The organism is Bacteroides faecalis (genome assembly GCF_003865075.1).
In the GTDB taxonomy this organism is placed as follows: domain Bacteria; phylum Bacteroidota; class Bacteroidia; order Bacteroidales; family Bacteroidaceae; genus Bacteroides; species Bacteroides faecalis.
Genome location: NZ_BHWB01000002.1, coordinates 443,253 through 462,819 on the forward strand (window position 1 = coordinate 443,253; position 19,567 = coordinate 462,819).

The 19,567-nt window shown below is 36.2% G+C and carries 20 protein-coding genes and 2 pseudogenes; 13 read left to right on the forward strand and 9 right to left on the reverse strand.

The features are described 5' to 3' along the window. Positions 1-13: 13 nt before the first annotated feature. Positions 14-157, reverse strand: coding sequence for a GyrI-like domain-containing protein (locus EJF25_RS25465; RefSeq protein ID WP_160119373.1), 144 nt, complete (start codon positions 155-157; stop codon positions 14-16). 93 nt (positions 158-250) lie between these two features. Then, a complete protein-coding gene (locus tag EJF25_RS25470; protein WP_235016719.1) occupies positions 251-598 on the reverse strand; it encodes a MerR family transcriptional regulator in 348 nt (115 codons plus the stop codon). Positions 599-762: 164 nt separating this feature from the next. On the opposite strand from EJF25_RS25470, the gene EJF25_RS04640 reads away from it, so the two are divergent. Beyond that, on the forward strand, positions 763-1,302 hold the full coding sequence (locus EJF25_RS04640; protein WP_125040376.1) for a phosphatase PAP2 family protein: 540 nt from the start codon (positions 763-765) through the stop codon (positions 1,300-1,302). A 294-nt stretch (positions 1,303-1,596) separates the two neighbouring features. On the opposite strand, the pseudogene EJF25_RS25045 reads toward EJF25_RS04640, so the two are convergent. From EJF25_RS25045 to EJF25_RS04655, 3 genes and pseudogenes are all read right to left on the reverse strand, one after another. Continuing rightward, positions 1,597-1,770, reverse strand: a pseudogene (locus EJF25_RS25045) (FimB/Mfa2 family fimbrial subunit); the annotation flags it as partial. A gap of 470 nt (positions 1,771-2,240) precedes the next feature. Next, a complete protein-coding gene (locus EJF25_RS04650; RefSeq protein ID WP_125040242.1) occupies positions 2,241-3,449 on the reverse strand; it encodes an MFS transporter in 1,209 nt (402 codons plus the stop codon). A 248-nt stretch (positions 3,450-3,697) separates the two neighbouring features. Beyond that, a complete protein-coding gene (locus EJF25_RS04655) occupies positions 3,698-4,405 on the reverse strand; it encodes a TIGR02757 family protein (RefSeq protein ID WP_125040243.1) in 708 nt (235 codons plus the stop codon). Positions 4,406-4,647: 242 nt separating this feature from the next. On the opposite strand from EJF25_RS04655, the gene EJF25_RS04660 reads away from it, so the two are divergent. The 3 genes from EJF25_RS04660 (at position 4,648) to EJF25_RS04670 (ending at position 7,051) form a co-directional block, all read left to right on the forward strand. Then, positions 4,648-5,958 (forward strand): amino acid kinase family protein, encoded by a 1,311-nt coding sequence (locus EJF25_RS04660; protein ID WP_125040244.1) that lies wholly within the window; start codon positions 4,648-4,650, stop codon positions 5,956-5,958. Positions 5,959-5,996: 38 nt separating this feature from the next. Then, positions 5,997-6,128 carry an NAD(P)-binding domain-containing protein gene (locus EJF25_RS04665; RefSeq protein WP_125040245.1) on the forward strand — a complete coding sequence of 44 codons (132 nt, stop codon included), beginning with the start codon at positions 5,997-5,999 and terminating at the stop codon, positions 6,126-6,128. 65 nt (positions 6,129-6,193) lie between these two features. Then, complete coding sequence (locus EJF25_RS04670) at positions 6,194-7,051, forward strand: AraC family transcriptional regulator (RefSeq protein WP_125040246.1); 858 nt, start codon at positions 6,194-6,196, stop codon at positions 7,049-7,051. A gap of 186 nt (positions 7,052-7,237) precedes the next feature. On the opposite strand, the gene EJF25_RS04675 is transcribed toward EJF25_RS04670, so the two are convergent. Together EJF25_RS04675 and EJF25_RS04680 are read right to left on the reverse strand one after the other, a co-directional pair. Continuing rightward, positions 7,238-7,996, reverse strand: a complete 759-nt coding sequence (locus EJF25_RS04675; RefSeq protein ID WP_125040247.1) for a hypothetical protein — start codon at positions 7,994-7,996, stop codon at positions 7,238-7,240. Between the two features lie 189 nt (positions 7,997-8,185). Beyond that, a complete protein-coding gene (locus EJF25_RS04680) occupies positions 8,186-9,055 on the reverse strand; it encodes a DUF6845 domain-containing protein (RefSeq protein ID WP_125040248.1) in 870 nt (289 codons plus the stop codon). A 233-nt stretch (positions 9,056-9,288) separates the two neighbouring features. On the opposite strand from EJF25_RS04680, the gene EJF25_RS04685 reads away from it, so the two are divergent. From EJF25_RS04685 to pncB, 8 genes and pseudogenes are all read left to right on the forward strand, one after another. Further along, positions 9,289-9,615, forward strand: coding sequence for a cupin domain-containing protein (locus EJF25_RS04685; RefSeq protein ID WP_125040249.1), 327 nt, complete (start codon positions 9,289-9,291; stop codon positions 9,613-9,615). Between the two features lie 349 nt (positions 9,616-9,964). After that, complete coding sequence (locus EJF25_RS04690) at positions 9,965-10,903, forward strand: DUF1848 domain-containing protein (RefSeq protein ID WP_125040250.1); 939 nt, start codon at positions 9,965-9,967, stop codon at positions 10,901-10,903. 348 nt (positions 10,904-11,251) lie between these two features. Beyond that, the gene (gene hdhA / locus EJF25_RS04695; RefSeq protein WP_125040251.1) at positions 11,252-12,031 is read left to right on the forward strand and encodes a 7alpha-hydroxysteroid dehydrogenase; all 780 of its coding nucleotides are present in this window, start codon (positions 11,252-11,254) and stop codon (positions 12,029-12,031) included. A 75-nt stretch (positions 12,032-12,106) separates the two neighbouring features. After that, positions 12,107-12,706, forward strand: a complete 600-nt coding sequence (locus EJF25_RS04700; protein WP_125040252.1) for a TetR/AcrR family transcriptional regulator — start codon at positions 12,107-12,109, stop codon at positions 12,704-12,706. Positions 12,707-12,716: 10 nt separating this feature from the next. Beyond that, positions 12,717-13,136, forward strand: a pseudogene (locus EJF25_RS04705) (hypothetical protein); the annotation flags it as partial. Between the two features lie 34 nt (positions 13,137-13,170). Then, positions 13,171-13,548: a hypothetical protein gene (locus tag EJF25_RS04710; RefSeq protein ID WP_235016720.1), complete on the forward strand. Its 378-nt coding sequence runs from the start codon at positions 13,171-13,173 to the stop codon at positions 13,546-13,548. Positions 13,549-13,588: 40 nt separating this feature from the next. Further along, positions 13,589-14,572, forward strand: coding sequence for an Acg family FMN-binding oxidoreductase (locus EJF25_RS04715; RefSeq protein ID WP_125040253.1), 984 nt, complete (start codon positions 13,589-13,591; stop codon positions 14,570-14,572). A 61-nt stretch (positions 14,573-14,633) separates the two neighbouring features. Then, complete coding sequence (gene pncB / locus EJF25_RS04720; protein ID WP_125040254.1) at positions 14,634-15,803, forward strand: nicotinate phosphoribosyltransferase; 1,170 nt, start codon at positions 14,634-14,636, stop codon at positions 15,801-15,803. Between the two features lie 286 nt (positions 15,804-16,089). On the opposite strand, the gene EJF25_RS04725 is transcribed toward pncB, so the two are convergent. Both EJF25_RS04725 and EJF25_RS04730 read right to left on the reverse strand, forming a co-directional pair. Then, complete coding sequence (locus EJF25_RS04725; protein ID WP_025075667.1) at positions 16,090-16,413, reverse strand: thioredoxin family protein; 324 nt, start codon at positions 16,411-16,413, stop codon at positions 16,090-16,092. Positions 16,414-16,950: 537 nt separating this feature from the next. Beyond that, positions 16,951-18,036, reverse strand: a complete 1,086-nt coding sequence (locus EJF25_RS04730) for an N-acetylmuramoyl-L-alanine amidase family protein (RefSeq protein ID WP_125040255.1) — start codon at positions 18,034-18,036, stop codon at positions 16,951-16,953. Between the two features lie 191 nt (positions 18,037-18,227). Between EJF25_RS04730 and EJF25_RS04735 the strand changes: the two genes are divergently transcribed. Next, positions 18,228-19,505: an O-acetylhomoserine aminocarboxypropyltransferase/cysteine synthase family protein gene (locus EJF25_RS04735; RefSeq protein WP_125040256.1), complete on the forward strand. Its 1,278-nt coding sequence runs from the start codon at positions 18,228-18,230 to the stop codon at positions 19,503-19,505. Positions 19,506-19,567 lie beyond the last annotated feature (62 nt).

The following is a 19,567-nucleotide window of genomic DNA, read 5'->3' on the forward strand; positions in this document are numbered from 1 at the left end:
GGGAGTATGTAAATTAATAAAATGGAATTTCAGTCAACCATTCATTTACAGATTCTTTATTCCAGATACCATCTATATAACAAAAACGAGGTTGTTCACTTACTTCGTAACCATTCGCTTCGGCATAAGCATATAACTCTGTAAAAGTTTCCGGCATTTTCTTGTATGCTCCATAATGATTGACACAAAGAGCAACAAATACTCAATGTCAATATCCACACCATATTCTTCATTACATCAAATGTTCTATCTACTGTTTACAACTTTCGACCTTTCTCTTCAATTGATCAGGATTAGGATAAGACCTACCATCCTCAAGCAATTCACCTATCTCTTCAAGACTAAATCCTAATTGCTTTAAACAAACAATCCGGTTCATTCTTCGAAGTTGGCTGATATTGTCATAGCGATAGCCAGTCCACTCATCCATTTCAACAGGCACTAATAATCCTACCTCTTCATAATAACGAAGTGTCTTGACTGTCACTTGACAAAGCTTGGAAAATTCTCCGATTTTAAACTTTATTTTATTCTTCATAAACTTCTGCGCAGTTGGTTTATGCCACAAAGATAAGACCTCTCCTAAGGTATGAGTCAAGAGATTAACATAAAATCCAAATAAAAATAATACCTTTGACGCAAAATTAACTTATACAACTCAACATGTTGTAGAAACAAAAACTTCAAATGTATATAAACACTACTTTAACAATCAGACAAAACCACCAAATGGATCAAATTTCAAAAAATAGATGGAGCAAAATGGTTATTTGTACTTGGCTACTATTTTCTTGCTTTCTGAACTTCATCCAAGCACAGCCTCGTGAAAACGTGAAAAAATCAACAGATGTTTTAATGTTTGCAACTCCGGCAGCCGGTTTAATAACCACCCTTATTATGAAAGACTATAAAGGTACCAAACAATTAGTTTTAGGAGGTGCAACTAGTTTGGCAACCTCTTACATTTTAAAATACAGTATAAAAAAACAGCGTCCTGATGGCAGTGACAATCATGCATTCCCATCCAACCATACAGCCATGTCATTTCAGGGAGCTTCTTTTATCCAACGCAGATATGGATGGAAATACGGAATTCCTGCTTATCTTGTATCCGGATATGTAGCATGGGGACGTGTATATGCAAAAAGACATGACTGCTGGGACATACTCGCCGGAGCTGCCATAGGCATCGGAAGTAGTTATATATTCACTCGTCCGTTCGCCAATAAGCATAATCTGACAATATCTCCGGCAGTTTTCGGTAATGAGCATTGGGGAATATACGCATCCATGACTTTTTAATCAAGTCTCCCCGTTAAGACAATTAAGGCATCCACTCTATAATCCCTTCTACCGGATGCTGTAGATATACGTTCGGCAACCTTTTTCAAAATAGCCATCATACAACACAGGAGAAGTGATGAAACTTTGCCAAAGTTATCTACTTACGAAATTACCAATTTCACTTAAAAGATACAAGTCTATAATGAATTATCCCCTGTTATGCGACATGGAGAATACCCAACCCTCCTCCAGTTTAATACTTCGAAAGATGAAATGTCGGGTATATTACATCAGCACATATAGCCAAAGGAATTGTAATCTCAAATCAGCTATATCAGAAACATCGGAAATAAGTGAAGTAATATCATACGAATCCCGTACTCCCGTTGCCAACACCTTACCTTCCTTCGTCTGTTTAAACAGATACTTCCCCTCTTTGTCAAATACATAAAGTTCAACTTTATCCACTTGAGTATGAAAAGCATCATAAGTAACGAGTTGTATAAAACTTCCCACAGTAGCAACACTTGGAGCAATACAAAATTGCGTACGCGAGGTACGATAGTACTCCCAAGCTTCTTCCATCTCTTTACTTGATGTATCCTCTTTGGTTACCGGAGCCCAAAGAAATGTAGCACTTGCTATTCCGCTAACTTCTGCTGTTCGCGGATTTGCGCCTGCTTCAAGCAATGGGAAAGCATCCACCGATTTCTGATTTCTATTCCAACCAGTCCGGAACATAGTTCCGATATTCACAGCACTTACAGCCCCTACTGCTTTGGTACGATATTCATTGCAGTATTAGCTGTGATCCACCTTCGGCACATATCCCCATCGCTCCTATTCTGTTTTGATCAACGATACAAAGGTAGGTAGAAGACTCAATAAGATGTTTTTCCCTATAGCTCAAAAAAGTTTTCCGTATGGCTATTTCATAAATCAGTCAGAAGCAATTTTCAATCCTCTTTTCCCAGATTTCTGACAGAAGGAATGCACATCATCCAAATTGCAGTCAAAACAATAGCAATGCCACAATAAACAAAGATGTTGGCGATACCTAAAGAGTCGGCCATAACACTGGTAATAAGTAACCCAATTATGGAAGGGAAAAGACTTACACTATCAAATAAAGCAAATACTCGCCCCAAATAATTGGGTTTAAATTGTGTTTGCAATAAAGTAGTAAATGGTCCTGAATAAAATGGAATAACAATTCCCTGCATCACTGTCAGAATTGCAAAAAGAATAAATCCGTCAGTAGGAAGCAATCCACACAAAGCCAATGCAAGTCCCAGGAAAAAATAAGAAAAAACAATCAGAAATATCTTTCGTATTTTGGGATTCCATATTCCTAGGAGTATTCCTCCAATCAACATACCTATCCCAAATAATGCTTCAATAAGACTAACCTGATAGGCTGTTCCTGAAAAATTCTTCAAAGTCATAAGTGGCATTAATGCTACAATCGGTAAAACAAAGAAAGTTATCAAAACCTCTGTTGCCATCACCCAACTAATTCCTCTATTCTTTAGAATAACTTTAAAGCCTTCGTACATATCATTCACTACTCCTTTAGCTGACTGAAGTTCCTTTTTAGGATTTGGTATAAAGACAAATAACAAGGAGATACAAGCAATAAAGGCTCCTGCCACATCAAGCATCATCACTATACTCATGTCAAAAGACAGCAATAAAATCGCACCTAATGCCGGTCCACCAATGCTACAAACGGACTGTATAGCTTGATTAACTGCAGCGATACGCATTAATTCACTCTCAGGAGCCAATAACGGAATAGACGATTTCATAGCCGGAGTATGAAAAGCACCACCAATTGAACGAAGCATCAATAATATATAAATTTGCCATATTTCTATCACGTCAAGATAAAATAACAAAGCAATGATTCCCGAACAAAGCGCAACAAAACTATCGGCTCCAATCATTGTCCACTTACGATTCCAACGATCAACAAAAACACCAGCAAATGGTCCTATCAATACTTGGGGAAGTAAAGCAGCAATGGTCGCATAAGATAATACTTCCGCAGAGCCTGTTTCCAGACTTATCCATAATACAAGTGCGAATTGCGCTATCGAACTACTTAAAATGGAGAATAATTGTCCTGTCCATATAATAATGAACTTCTTTTTCCAGTTAGTCATATAATGTTAAATAGCTTCCAAATGATATGCTTCAGAATGCCAATACAAAAGTATAAACTCTAAGTCATCTACTAACTATTAATCCATTAAAATGTAGAATTGTTCACATGAGTTATATAAATTTCCATTTAAACTTTCCTGTTCAGCGCTTTATATATTTATGAATCAAAAAGATTCAATCTTTTGACTATAATCAAATAACCTCATCCAAATAATCATTTCTTCATCAACTAATGAATTTTTAAAACCTATATTTCCCCACTAACTCCTAAACCAAACAAGGCAAAATCTCCTAAACAAGGATCATCGGGGAAAACCTCCGCCAATGCGGTAGTAATATTGCGAGCATTCTTCAACGAGAAAGTATCAGTATCTATCAAATTGAAAAAATGAGCGACACGACAGACGTGTGTGTCCAAAGGTACAATCAAATCTCTCCGATCAAAACTCTCCCAGATGCCAAAATCGACTTCCGAGTCTCGTCGAATCATCCAACGCAAAAACATATTCAATTTCTTTTGCGGACTTTTGGAAGATACTTCGAGGAATGTACACAACTTCTCCATAGGAATCCCAGAATAGATATTCAAAGCTTCCTCTAAAGTTTCATATTTTGAATAAGCCCTATACAATCGTTGAAAATAACCATGAAAATCAGCATAGGATAACATTCTGTAAAAGCTGCTAGTTATTTCTGCGGGAAAATCCTTTTTCCATTGACAAGACAATACATATTGATATGGCGAATCCCCCATTAACTCGTGCAATACATTTGCTTTTTTCAATATCTGTTTGCGATTACCAAAACTCATAATAGCAGTCAGCAAACCACTGATTTCTATGTCTTGCTTTTTTGTGTAACGATGCGGGAATTGCACCGGATCATTTTCTATAAATTCAGCACAGTGATATATCTCTGCACACATCAAAAGTTTATTCTTTATGTCTTCGGTCATTTTGAAAGAGTATCAATCATTGAAAGTACAAAAGTACATATTTCTAAACGGAAGTGGTATGGTTTTGGCACTATACTTAGTATAGAAGGATATGTTAGAAGTCTAGAGTATTACCTTAATACATTGATTACTAGCAATATGTAGTAATTACAATTTATGGAAGCAATTAAACAAAGTCTTCTCTTTTGGTAAAAAGCATATCATTTTGAAAAGAATAGCAACCAATTAATGACTATACAACAATGAAAGTTTGCAAATTTGAAAAAATTAAAGATGAAGATGAAATTAAGCAAGTAATCAACAGCATCTTAAGAGAACATCCTAATGTAGGAGTCGTTCCGGTATTAACGAAATTACAAATATGGTTACAAGATATCTCAATCAGTTGGTTTCATGATGAAGATGAAGCTTCGCACACAACTATCTGCGCCATCGCAGAATATTGCTCTACAATAGCAGACCATCTCATCCTGAATCCTCAATTACACCAAGAAATTAAGGTGGTGATTCAACAGTACATTGAAAATCTACATAGACTCGTTGAGAACAAAGCCGATTTACTAATTGATAAAATTATAAAAGCCGAAATATATAAATTATCTAGTCAGTTGGTTATATATTGTCTGCGTGAACAAGGAATAAATACCAGAATTCTGGATACTGACATATTCATACAAAACAATATGGAAAGAAAACCTAATATTCCATACATTCAAGAGAATATAAAACAATACTTAGAGGTAAACCGCGACATTGAGCTATTTATCGCTCCACTCTCTTTATGTAAGAATGTGTATGGCGAAATAGATTTTATGAGTGAAAAGAGAAATGACTATTATGCTATGATACTTGCTTCTGTCTTTCAAGCCGACGAAATTGTTTTATCAACTGAACTCGACAATATTTATGCAAATCAGAACGGCCAGAGAGAAGAACATTCATTGACATACGAAGAAGCCGAAAATCTAATAAACAGTGGCGTACATTTACTTTATGCCGAGTGTATCACCCTCGCATCGCGTTACAAAATGACCATTCGTTTAACAGATACCCACGATCTGGCAACAGAACGCCTTTATATTTCTTCTGATGATACCGGAAGCGGTGTTAAAGCAATCCTTGCCCAAGATTCCGTTACCTTTGTTCGTTTCACCTCACTCAATGTTTTACCCGGCTATTTATTAATGGGGAAGTTATTGGAGATTGTAGGTAAATATAAAATAAATGTAGTATCAATGGCCTCCTCCAATGTCTCTATTTCAATGTTACTCAATGCAAGCCATGATACCTTACGGATTATTCAAAGAGAATTATATAAATACGCAGAAATGGTAGTTGATGAGAATATGTCGGTAATACACATTATCGGTTCCCTCCATTGGGAACGTACCCAGATGGAAAGTAATATTTTAGATACGATCAAACATATTCCCATATCACTGATTTCTTATGGCGGAAGTGACCACTGCTTTACAATCTCCGTTCGTAACACCGATAAAAAAAGATTGATTGATTCATTATCCCAACATTTCCTTGAAGTACAATCGGCATAACTAACTCCATTCAATTAACTAACAAATATCCTATTTGCATGAAAATAGCAATTTTAGGTGCTGGGCCTATGGGTAGTGCAATTGCTACCTGTCTGGCACAAGACCATCTTTATAATGAAAATGATATTATCATTTCTGATCCTGATATAAATAAATTAAAAGCATTTTAGCAACATTGGAAAAGTCCTTTCCCCTTTTTACCTGTATTTTTGCAAAGTGAAATAACAATCAAACTATGCAACCAAAGAAAACAACGAAAGAAGAATATCAGAAATGTGTAAACGTAGTAGTGGAATACATTAACCAACATTTAGGAGAAGAAATCGATTTGAAATCGCTGGCCAAGATATCAAATTTTTCACCTTTCTACTTTCACCGGATTATGAAAGCTTTCCTCGGTGAACCTATCGGCACATTTATTGTTCGGACGCGAACAGAAACAGCAGCCCGTCTACTACGCTACTCAGATATCCCGATTGCAGATATTGCCTATCGCATCGGATATTCATCACCTTCTTCATTGTCGAAAGTGTTTAAACAATTTTATGGTATTTCACCTTTAGAATATAGAAACAATAAAAACTTTGTAATTATGAAACCAGCGATTATCAGACCTGATCTCGAACTGAAAAGGGAAATCAAAAATATTCCTGAACGAAATGTTATTTATATCCGTTTGTCAGGAGACTACAAACTTAACGACTATGGAGGTAGTTGGGGAAGATTGTGTCAGTTCATTTTTGAACAAAAACTACCGATGGGAGAAGCAGCTCCTCTTTGTATTTATCACGATGACCCCAAAGTCACGCCAGTAGAAAAATTACGTACCGATGTATGTATGGTGATACCTGAAAAAGTTGCTCCCAAAGGAGAGATTGGATTTAAGCAAATTCCTGTCGGTCGCTATGCAACGTTTATCTATAAAGGATCTTATGAGCACCTACAAGCTGTATACGATACCATTTATGGAAAATATCTACCGGAAATGGAGTGCACAATACGTGATGAAGCAAGTGCGGAACGATATTTGAACGATCCATGCTGTACTGCTCCTGAAGATTTACTGACTGAAATTTATATTCCTGTAGAATAAAAGAATAAATTGCAAAAGTCTGTCATTGTCATCAAAGTCATTTTAACGAGTATGCTCTAAACCTTCACATAATAACTCGTAAAATGTCATCTTCTAAAAGACAGTGCTATAAGCAAATTGCGATGAAAATTTGTTATATGAATAACAATTCTCATCGCAATTTTATAATCCCCAATTTCCAATAAACTATTTAAAGAAAACCATCTGTGCAACTGACGGCAAATCTTCATTCATCACCTGTTCACAAGTAAAATTCCATAGCACTTTACTATCATAGGCATTCAATAGTAGCCAATTGAAAGTAGCTACACTAAAATAGCCTGTTCCACAAAAAAACACTCGTACAATTTGTTTATTGCCGGAATTACCAACCTCACAACTTATCCTGAAAGACCAATTATCCCTAGTGTACAAAGATGGATTCAATTCTATTCCCGTCTCTACAAGATTCCCGGAATAGATGTTTTTTGATAATCCTTGATCTGATATATCCAACAAAGATCTCACCTGATTATTTGTCGAAGCAGAAAAAGCGACATGACTCAGTTCCACCGGAACATCCTCATTCACCTTCTCTATGATAACCTGATAATTGGTACTCATTACAACATAATCTACAGTGTGAGAAGATATAGCCTGCAATATTTCTGTATTAAGCATACTCAAATTTCCCTCGTATTGCAATGCATTTTGGGGATCAACAGCATTCAGTTCTTCCAAATCTGAATTTGTGATATAAGATAGTATTGTACTTTTCTTGTTCGGATTAATGTAATATTCTTGAGTTGATTCATTAATATCCACGAATTTCTTTAATACATTAAGATCGGATTCATAAGGACTACCTTTTTCCCCCGAATTATCATACTCAAAACTGTCATAACATCCACATATCAATATGGAAAAAAACAGAATGCCTAATCCCGTCAAAATTAGATTCTTCATAATTACATAAGGTATTAGTTATTTTATATAGATCATTTAGTTTTTTGTGATGGCAAAAATAAAAGAAAGCCAATACAAAAACCTTGATCAAATTCAAGAAAACAACTAATACCTTACTAATATAAAGATTATTAACAAATAGCTTCTTCTCTCATGAAACTAATCATTAAACAACAGGAGGTTACTTTTTTAAATGACAGAAAGTCCATATTCATAGGCATCCATCATAGAACTATACTCCTCATCAGAATATTTTCCCTTATCTCTGGCTTTCTGCATATCCTTCATAAAGGATTCTACAGTAGACAGAAAATCCTGATAAGTTTTCATCTCTTTATCATAGCCAGCAACACTAGGAAGTTTTTTAGCAGCTTCTAACTGTTTCCTCAACTCTGCCATTTTTAAGTCAATTCGAGCACCATCCATTACATGTTTACGACTATATAAGTTCAGAATACTTTGTGCTGTAGAGGACATCTTCCGCATAGCCATTATCTGATCTTTCAAAGGTTCGTCAGCCAACAATTCTTTCTCTGATTGTTCCACAAAAGGAGCCAATGTATCAAAAATCAATTGTTTATATTCAGACAATTCTATACTTAACCGATAATTCTCATCCAAAAGTTGGCTGGTTTTTGCTGTATCCTTTGCTTTTTTGTAAGTCAAGAACTTATTAAAATTCGCATAAAATTGATTTCGTACCCCAAATAGCCCACTATAAGTCTGCTCCAAATGTTGGCGGATTTCTTCACTAAAATAATTTCCCGGATGCATCAATTCTGCAGTATCCTGTGCAGAAAGTTCCGGAGGGGCAATCGGAGAAATCTCTGGAACTTTACCAGTTTGCTCCATATAGCCAAGCACAGCATTAATATCCTTCGCGTTAGCTACATGTTTTAATACGCTAAGTGATGTATGATAGTAATTTATCACTTTACTTGCATTATCCAAATCTTCCGCATTCACTGCAGCGGTAGCCTGTTTCTTGCTTCCTCCCGAACAAGAGACCAATAGTAAAACACCTAATAGTGCTCCAAAAAATAAAAAACTCTTTCTCATAATGTTTTCTTTACTAAGTTGTAGATAGAATGATTCGCTTATAGCAAGCCATAGAAATAACTTACTTTTTACTATAACAATAGAAATTGATTTTTGCTGATTAATAATTTATAAAACACAAAATAAAAGTTCTATTTTTAGAAAAACGTCAATCATTTATTCTTAAACGATTAGTAAACAATGCCGGTTTCACAAATGTTATCGTCCATATATTCATTAAAAATAAAATCGATATGGAACAATCATTTCAAAAAGGAACATTACTCCATTTAACATCTCTCATCGAATATTCAGATGGAGGTATCATTAGCAAACAATTAATCAAAAGTCCTTCGGGAAATATCACTCTGTTCTCTTTTGGCAAAGGAGAAGAATTAAGCGAACATCGGGCTCCGTTCGATGCACTCATACAAATACTGGAAGGAGCAGCAAACATTATTATCAATGGAACACCTTTTATGGTAAAAGCAGGTGAAAGCATTATACTTCCGGCAAACATTCCACATGCTGTAACAGCTATCGAAAGATTTAAGATGTTATTAACGATGATTAAGGAATGAACAACCTCAGTGGTATAAAAACAAAAAATGGCTACTCATCACGAGCAACCAATCTTTTGTTAACCTTAAATCTAATACTTATGAAAAAAACACTGTACAAAGATACCAATTTCAGGTTTAATAGCAAATTTCAAGGTTAGAATCGGTCATATTATAACATGGTTTAAAGTTCTCGGCAGCGCATTAACATTTCACACTTTTTGAATTAACAATTAACACATTCATTCACAATTCTACTTACATTCATTTATCACATAACTATTGATCATCTACAAATTACTTTGTTTCGACTCATCATTAATATAATCCAAAACATTGTTACACTAGTTATTTTTAGTACTTTTGAATTATGATAATTAGTGCCAGCCGCCGGACAGACATTCCGGCTTTCTTCTCAGAGTGGTTTTTCAATCGGATAAAAGAAGGATATGTATTGGTTCCTAATCCTTTTAATCCTAAAATGCTCAGTAAAATCTCACTGAGTCCGATCGTTATAGACTGTATTGTATTCTGGACCAAGAATCCGGGACCTATGTTGAATAACTTGAATCAACTAAAGGATTATAAATACTATTTTCAATTCACCCTTAATCCATATGGAAATAAGCTAGAAATTAACTTACCATCGATTAGCAAACGGATAGATACCTTTAAACGACTTTCAGATAAAATAGGTAGAGAAAAAGTAATCTGGCGATATGATCCCATATTAACAAATGACGAATTTAATGTATCTTTTCATCAAGAAAGATTTGCGATGATCGCTGACAAACTTAAAGATCATACAGAAAAATGCATGCTTGGCTTTATTGACCATTATCCACATATCTTTAATGCAATGAGGCAATTCAATATCCAACCTTTAAGGAAAGATGAAATCGAAAATATGGCTATTTCATTCAAAAGTACGATTAATAACTATCCTTCCATTCAATTAGAAACCTGTACTACCAAAGTGGATTTAAAACATCTAGGTATCACGAACGGCATGTGTATCGATAAAATTCATATCGAACGAATAACAGGTTATCCCATTCTCGCAAAAAAAGACAAGAATCAAAGGTCAGTCTGCAATTGCATTGAGAGTATCGACATAGGTACTTATGAAAGTTGCCAAAACGGATGTATCTATTGTTACGCAATTAAAGGTAAATACAATCATATAGAATATAATATGCAGAAACATGATAAAAACTTGCCTCTACTTATAGGACACCCATCAGAAAATGATATAATAAAAGAAAGGAAAATACTTAGTTTACGAAATGATCAGTTCTCACTTTTTTAGGGGCATAAAAAAAGGCTATCTATCCCAGACAGCCAATCTTTGTTAACCTTAAATCTAATACTATGAAAAACACATTGCAAAGATACGGGTTTCTGACTTATCTCCAAATTATTACGGAAAAACGCAATGTTTTATAACATGGTTTAATAGAATCGTAATCACATTAACAAATAATTGAACTGTCATTAACATTTTGTAGTTTTCTTAAATATATAAAGCTTCCAGACGAAAAGAGATGCTAAAGTTTACGAACCAACTAATGAATCTTATTAAAGAGGGTTTACTAGGGATAACAAATTATAGGACTATATGTTATTGATGAAAGGTAACCATCTAAAAATCATCATAATGAAGAGATTTGAAAATAAAGTAGCCATCATCACCGGAGCGGCCAGTGGTATTGGCGAAGCAACCACACGCCGGCTTGTATCGGAAGGTGGCAAAGTAGTTATTGCCGACCATTCCATAGAAAATGCAGATAAACTTGCTACCGAACTTACTCAGTCAGGAGCCGATGTACGCTCTATCTATTTTTCTGCCACAGAATTATATAGTTGCAAGCAATTGATTGAGTTTGCAAAGAAGGAATATGGTCAAATAGACATTTTAGTTAATAATGTAGGGGGAACCAATCCTAAACAAGACCTAAATATCGAGAAACTGGATATTGATTACTTCGACGAGGCTTTTCACTTGAATCTTTGTTGTACCATGTATCTCTCTCAACAAATTATCCCCATCATGACTGCTCATAATGGAGGAAACATTGTAAATATTGCTTCTGTCAGTGGAATTACAGCCGATACTAACGGAACGTTATATGGTGCCAGCAAAGCGGGAGTCATAAACCTTACCAAATATATCGCAACTCAAATAGGAAAGAAAAATATTCGTTGCAATGCTGTGGCACCAGGATTAATTCTCACCCCTGCTGCTTTAAACAATCTAAATGAAGAGGTCAGAAATATCTTTCTGGGACAATGTGCCACTCCTTATCTGGGAGAACCCGAAGATATTGCAGCTACTATTGCTTTTTTAGCTTCAAACGATGCTCGTTACATCACAGGACAAACGATTGTTGTAGACGGTGGATTGACAATTCATAATCCTACTGTCGAATTATCATAAAATAAATCTCTTTTTCTTTTGATGTTACCGATAGGAAACATACTTTTGTGACCAATCAGTAACATATATAAATCAATGGAAAAAGAGATTATTAAAAACAGACAGGCAACAGAACTAACTTTAATCAAAGCCGTTAATGACATTATCGAAGAAAGTGGCTTTGAAGGGTTAGGAATCAATGCTGTAGCTACCAAAGCAGGAGTTTCAAAAATGCTGATCTATCGTTATTTTAACTCACTGGATGGATTGATTGCCGCTTATATTCAGGAGAATGATTATTGGATCAACTTTGAGGAGAAACTACCTGACGCAGAACATATAGGAGAATTCATCAAACAAATGTTTAAAAAACAAATCGAACAGCTAAGAAGGAATTATACATTAAAACGGCTTTATCGTTGGGAGTTGGCAACGGACAACAAAATTGTTAAGGAACTTCGCGATAAACGAGAGGAAAAGGGAATTTGGCTCGTAGAAACTGTTAGCAAACTTTCTAAACATCCACAAAAAGAAACAGCCGCTATGGCTTCTATTATTACTGCTGCAATCAGCTATCTGGCATTACTTGAAGAAAGCTGTCCGGTTTACAATGGACTTAAATTACAAGAAGAGAGCGGATGGATGCAACTGAACGAAGGAATTAATTTACTCATCGACCTTTGGTTAAAAAAGTAATCCTAAGACTATGAAAACAATGACAATTATAGCAATGTGGTTTATCACTTTAATAAATAGTGGATGCAACCAGGATTTAATAGATTATCATAGCAATGATCTAAAAATTTCGATTGAGAAAGGAGATGAATGGCTACACGACTTTCCGCTTTTTATGGGAATCAACAAAAAGAACCCTCCCCAAATTGCAACTCAATCCTGGCAATCTTCCAAAGGAAACCGCAGGAAAGAAGCTTTACCACATTGGTGCTATCAAAGAGGAATACAGTATGAAGACGGTTTGTATCTTCCAACAAAAAAATCACCATTGATCGATGGTATCAGTGGAGCTACTCCGAAAGGTAGTTTCCATATAAAAATGGAACCGACCCAAAAGATAAAGCAGTTTATTATCAAAGTCGAAATCAATCATTCTACAGATTTCAATGAGCCAACCGTCTCATACACCTTTCACATGGGAGTTAATGGCACATTATCACATTAATCGTCATTTTACCATCGGCGCAGGATCCGGACTTTCTTTTTATGAAAAACTCCTCATTCCATTATACGCCAGTACGCAGTTTTTCTTTACTAAACCAAAGAAAGTCGTTCCCTACTTAGAATGTAATATCGGAGGATCTTTTGCTACGGATAAAAAAACAAACGGAGGCTTCTACCTCTCCCCTTCATTTGGAATACAATTCAAAACCACACATAAGCTAAAAATTAATCTGGCTTTAGGTTATGAATTACAAGAATTAGAAAGATTGAAAAAACGAACTGATGAATATTTCCACACAGAGTTTACAGAAGAATTATCTCATCATTCAATCAAACTAAAAGTAGGTTTAACCTACTAATATATTACCAGAAACCGATAATCATCATAACCAAAGAATTATGGACACACAATTCATGATAGAGCAGGCAATAAAAGCGCCTTCGGGACATAACACCCAACCATGGTTATTTCACATCAATGAAAATAGTATTGAGATCCATCCTGATTTCAGCAAAACATTAAAGGTAGTAGACGCCAGTCACCGCGAATTATTCATTTCATTAGGTTGTGCAGCAGAAAATCTATGTATTGCCGCACAATCCAAAGGATATACTTATGGAATAGAAATCTCAAACGATGGAATAATTACAATTCAATTAATGTCCCAAGTTAATGAAGGAGTAACATCAACCAATAAAAACCTGAACTCCTTACTCGAACAAATTAATAAGCGACAAAATAATCGAAGTGTTTACAACGGACAGACAATTAGGAATACGATTTTAAAAGAAACCATATCAATAAATCAAGAACAGAATATTCAACTTCACTACTGGAAAAATGGCACTTCCGAATTTGATCAACTGCTTCGTCTCATTTTAAAAGGAAATGAAATTCAAATGAGCGATCCTTTGTTTAAGACAGAATTAAAATCATGGATGAGATTCAATAAACGCCACGAAAAGAAAACCAACGACGGATTAAGTTATGCTGTTTTCGGAGCACCTAACCTTCCGAAATGGATATCTCGTTCCATTATAAGTACCTGTCTAACACCTGGGATTCAGAATAAAAGCGACCGGAAGAAAATCAACTCGTCCTCTCACCTCATTCTGTTTACTATCAAAGAAGACACACCCAAAACATGGATTGCGGCAGGAAGAATATTAGAACGTTTTCTATTAAATACTACCCAACATGATATAGCAACTGCATTTATGAATCAACCCTGCGAGATCGCTTCCCTTTCAGAACAAATACAAAAAGAGGTTTTAAAAGAAAATGGAGAAGAAATTCCCATCCTACTTTTACGAGTAGGATATGCCCAACCAATGCCTTATTCGCCTAGAAAAAAAGTAAGTGAGGTAATTATTGGCAATTAGACACCAGCTTTGACCAACAAAAACTAACTTTACAGCGTTTTCTATCATAAAGAACCAACAAATGATTGTCAGAACGCTACTAGATACAGATCTTTATAAGTTTACCACTTCGTATGCTTATATCAAACTGTTTCCATCTGCTATGGGAACCTTCAGTTTCAATGACAGAAACGAGACGAAATATACCGAAGAGTTTCTGGAAACACTAAAAACGGAAATCAATAATCTGAACCAATTAAGACTTACGGAAGAAGAACTGGAATATATGACTCGTAATTGCCGTTTCCTTCCAAGAGTCTATTGGGAATGGTTATCCTCTTTCCGCTTCGATCCTCACAAAATTAAAATTCATCTGGACGAAGAACACCATCTACACATTGAAGTAAGTGATTTTCTTTATAAAGTCACTTTATATGAGGTTCCTTTACTCGCTATTGTTTCCGAAATCAAAAATAAGTTCTCAGGTAATATAGCGGATATGAGTGATATCCTTTGTAAACTGTCAGAAAAAGTAGAATTATCCAATCGTAATCAACTTCGTTTTTCTGAGTTTGGTACACGCAGAAGATTCTCGACAGATGTACAAGAAGCCGTTATCAAAAAACTGAATGAAACAGCCCGATATTGCACAGGCACTTCCAACTGTTATTTTGCAATGAAATACGATATGAAAATGATGGGCACCCATCCTCATGAATGGTTTATGTTTCATGGTGCACAATTCGGATATAAACATGCTAATTACATGGCACTTGAAAATTGGGTCAATGTGTACGATGGAGATTTAGGAATCGCTCTGTCCGACACATACACTTCCGATATTTTTCTCAGCAACATAAGCCGTAAGCAAGCAAAGTTATTTGATGGAGTACGGTGTGATTCTGGCAATGAATTCAAATTCATCGACAAACTAATTGCCCGCTACAAAGAGCTAGGTATTGATGCAACAACTAAAGTGATCGTCTTCAGCAATGCCCTCGACTTTACCAAAGCATTAGAAATTCAGGAATATTGCCAGAATAAAATCCGTTGTTCTTTCGGAATTGGTACGAATCTCACCAATGATACAGGTTTCGAGCCTTCCAATATTGTGATGAAGCTAACTCAATGTAAGATGAATGTCAATCAGAAATGGAGAGAATGTATCAAACTATCGGATGACGAGGGAAAACATTCAGGTAATCCGGAAGAAGTCAAAGCCTGTCTGTACGAACTAAGATTAAGTAAATGATAATATATAAAAGAAACCACCTCATTTTTATATGGGAGAAAATTAAAAACAAACAGATCAGAAAAGACTAATTGAACGCAATAAATTACGAATATTAAAAGTATGGACATAAAAAAGGAGCAACGCCTTGCTCCAACCTTTGTTAACCTTAAATCTAATACTATGAAAAACACATTGCAAAGATACGGACTTTTGACATATCTGCAAATTATCCAAATAAAAAAGTATGTTTTATAACATGATTTAAAACTTACAGTAGAAAACATACTCTTTTATTAATATTTTTTCAAGACTTAAACTCTTTGACGGCTCTCTCAAGTCTTTCAAGACTTAATTCACCTGACTGTCTCCATAACTGTTCTCCTTTTCTAAAAAGAATAAATGTAGGAGTCCCTTCAATAGTATAGAAATCAGCAAGAGCATCTTCTTGGTCAACATCAATTTGCACTACCTCAAGTGTACCTTCCATCAATTTTTTAAATTCTTCAACCACAGGTTGCATACGTCTGCAATGAGGACACCATGTTGCGTAAAATTCTGCCATTACCCAATCGTCATTAGCTAACTTTTCTTTGTTTCTCGCCTCTCGGGCAATCTTCTTCTCTTTCATACTCATTGATATTTTAGTTCATAATTATAAATCCAACAATAGATAGAGAGAGAAGGTTTAGTCATTAATCAATAATATACAAAGATTAAACTATTAAGTAACCACAAAAAAACGGTACCTCGATTCACATCGCAGCACCGTCACAACACAAACACAAAATAAAACACGACAAAACTACTATGCAATCTTCCTGCTATGCCGGGGAGGCATATTACTGACTGATATATATTCGCATACCTACAAGTAGTGTACCAGGCGATTTGCACTATATATAACAACACTGTTTTCTTTTTGTTCACAAGTAATCGAAAAAAAATTATGATAAAAAAAAACGGCACCCCGATTCACATCGCAGCACCGTCACAACACAAACACAAAATAAAACACGACAAAACTACTATGCAATCTTCCTGTTATGCCAGGGAGGCATATTGCTGACTCATATATATTCACATACCTACAAGTAGTGTATCAGGCGATTTGCACATATATAACATCCTTGCTCTTTCTTTTGTTCAAAGAAAAAGAGTAAAAAGTTTATTTTTTTGCTTTATAATCTTTTAAAAAGCCTTCCATCAGCCACTTAGAGAGTGCCTGTCGATTAGAACTCATCACCAATCTACGTTGGTCGAAAGTGTTCTGGATATTTCCTAACTCTACAAAAACAGAAGCAGGAGTCGTATGCGAGAGTACATATAAATTACGCCCACCAACTGTCCCCGAAAATCCCCGGTTAGGCTGGTGCTTATCATACTTAGCTTCAAACATGTCTTTCATATTATTTGCCAAACGTTTACTTTCCGGTTTTTGAAGAGTATGATAGAAAAAGACATCCGTTTGTTTACCCTTACTACGGCTGTCCACATGGATAAAGATAGCACGACAATATTTATAGTTCTTACGGTCTTTTTGATAGAGCGTATTAATCTTACTACAACGCTGTTGTAGACGTTGCACTTGATTCAACGGAATCGGTGCCCCCATGCAAGTTTCGCGTTTACTATTCGAAAGATAAGGATCATCCCGAATACCATCTTTAGCGTCTTGAATAATAATACGCACCTCTGCTCCTTCCTCCATCAAATTTCGTGCTAAACGAAGAGCAATATCATACGCATATTCGTCCTCGTGGAGTTCATGTCTTCCAACTCTTCCGATAGCTCCGGGATCGGGACCTCCATGACCACTGACTACATAGAAACATGCACCTGCGAGTCTGTTAGAAGTAACTTTCACATTTGCTAGCGCTTTGCCAAACAAGGGTTCATTTTTAATAGCTCCTATTTTTACGGCTTTAGCCGATTGTAGTGCAGTATCGCTATTTGTATTGTTTGAGGAAGTATTATTTTCGGATGTCGCTTTCACAGACGTAGAAGAAGCTGTAGATTTCTTCACCGGAGGAATAATATAACTAACTCCCATCTTCAACACTTTATTTTTTCCCAACTTCTTCTGATTCAGCTCAACAAAATCATCGTAGTACTTTTTGGGAGAACGGTTATGACGCAACAAAAAAGTAGAAATGCCTTCACCTGCTTTCGGAGTTGCCTTCTGTTGCGCCCAAAGAGTAGGTACTGAAAAAAAACAAGTAAATAACAAAAGAATATAGAATCTCTTTTTCATTTCAATACGGACTTAGTATGTCATCACAATCAATTATTTCCTCTGGCATATTCTACTGAGAATAACGTGATAATTCCCTATTCTCAATAGTAAACTAAATACTTATGAAGGGGACAAAAATACAATTATTTTCCTTACTTTTGCGCCATAAAAACTTTTTTTGGCAATAAAACAATAAATCCGATAACATTATGGCAAAACAATTCAAGCCCGAAACCCTGTGTGTACAAGCAGGATGGACTCCTAAAAAGGGCGAGCCGCGTGTGCTGCCCATTTATCAAAGTACAACTTTCAAGTATGAGACCAGTGAACAAATGGCACGTCTCTTTGATCTTGAAGAAAGTGGCTATTTTTATACCCGTTTGCAAAACCCGACAAATGATGCAGTAGCTGCCAAGATTGCTGCTCTTGAAGGTGGAGTTGCCGCTATGCTGACTTCCAGCGGTCAGGCAGCCAATTTCTATGCCATATTCAATATCTGTCAGGCAGGAGATCATTTTGTTTGCTCTTCAGCCATTTACGGCGGAACATTCAATCTGTTCGGCGTAACAATGAAGAAACTCGGTATTGACGTTACCTTTGTCAGCCCGGATGCGAGCGAAGAAGAAATTTCCGCTGTTTTCCAACCGAACACTAAAGCATTGTTTGGAGAAACGATCTCCAATCCTTCTCTTGAAGTGCTAGATATTGAAAAGTTTGCCCGCGTTGCTCACAGTCATGGCGTTCCTTTGATTGTAGACAATACTTTCCCAACTCCGATCAACTGTCGTCCGTTTGAATGGGGAGCAGATATCGTAGTTCATTCTACCACTAAATACATGGATGGTCATGCTACCAGTGTAGGTGGATGTATCGTAGACAGTGGCAACTTCGATTGGGATGCTTACGCTGACAAATTCCCCGGACTTTGTACTCCGGACGAATCTTATCATGGACTGACTTATACCAAAGCTTTTGGTAAGGGAGCCTATATCACCAAAGCAACAGCTCAGCTGATGCGTGATCTTGGAAGTATCCAAAGCCCTCAAAACTCTTTCTTGCTGAACTTAGGCTTGGAGACTCTGCACCTCCGTATGCCGCAACATTGCCGCAACGCACAGAAGGTTGCCGAATACTTATCAAAAAATGATAAAGTGGCTTGGGTAAATTACTGTGGACTTCCGGATAACAAGTATTATGCACTTGCACAGAAATACATGCCGAACGGTTCATGCGGTGTTATCTCCTTCGGTCTGAAAGGCGGGCGTGATGTTTCCATTAAATTCATGGATTCTCTGGAAGTAATCGCTATCGTCACTCACGTTGCCGATGCACGTAGCTGTGTACTTCACCCGGCAAGTCATACACACCGTCAGCTAACTGACGAACAATTGCTCGAAGCAGGTGTACGCCCTGACTTAATCCGTCTGTCAGTAGGTATTGAGAATGCTGACGACATCATCGCTGACATAAAACAAGCACTTGGGTAATGAAGAGCTAAAAATGAAGAATGAAGAATTAGCTTTCGGCGTAGTTAGCGCAAGGGAAGTTC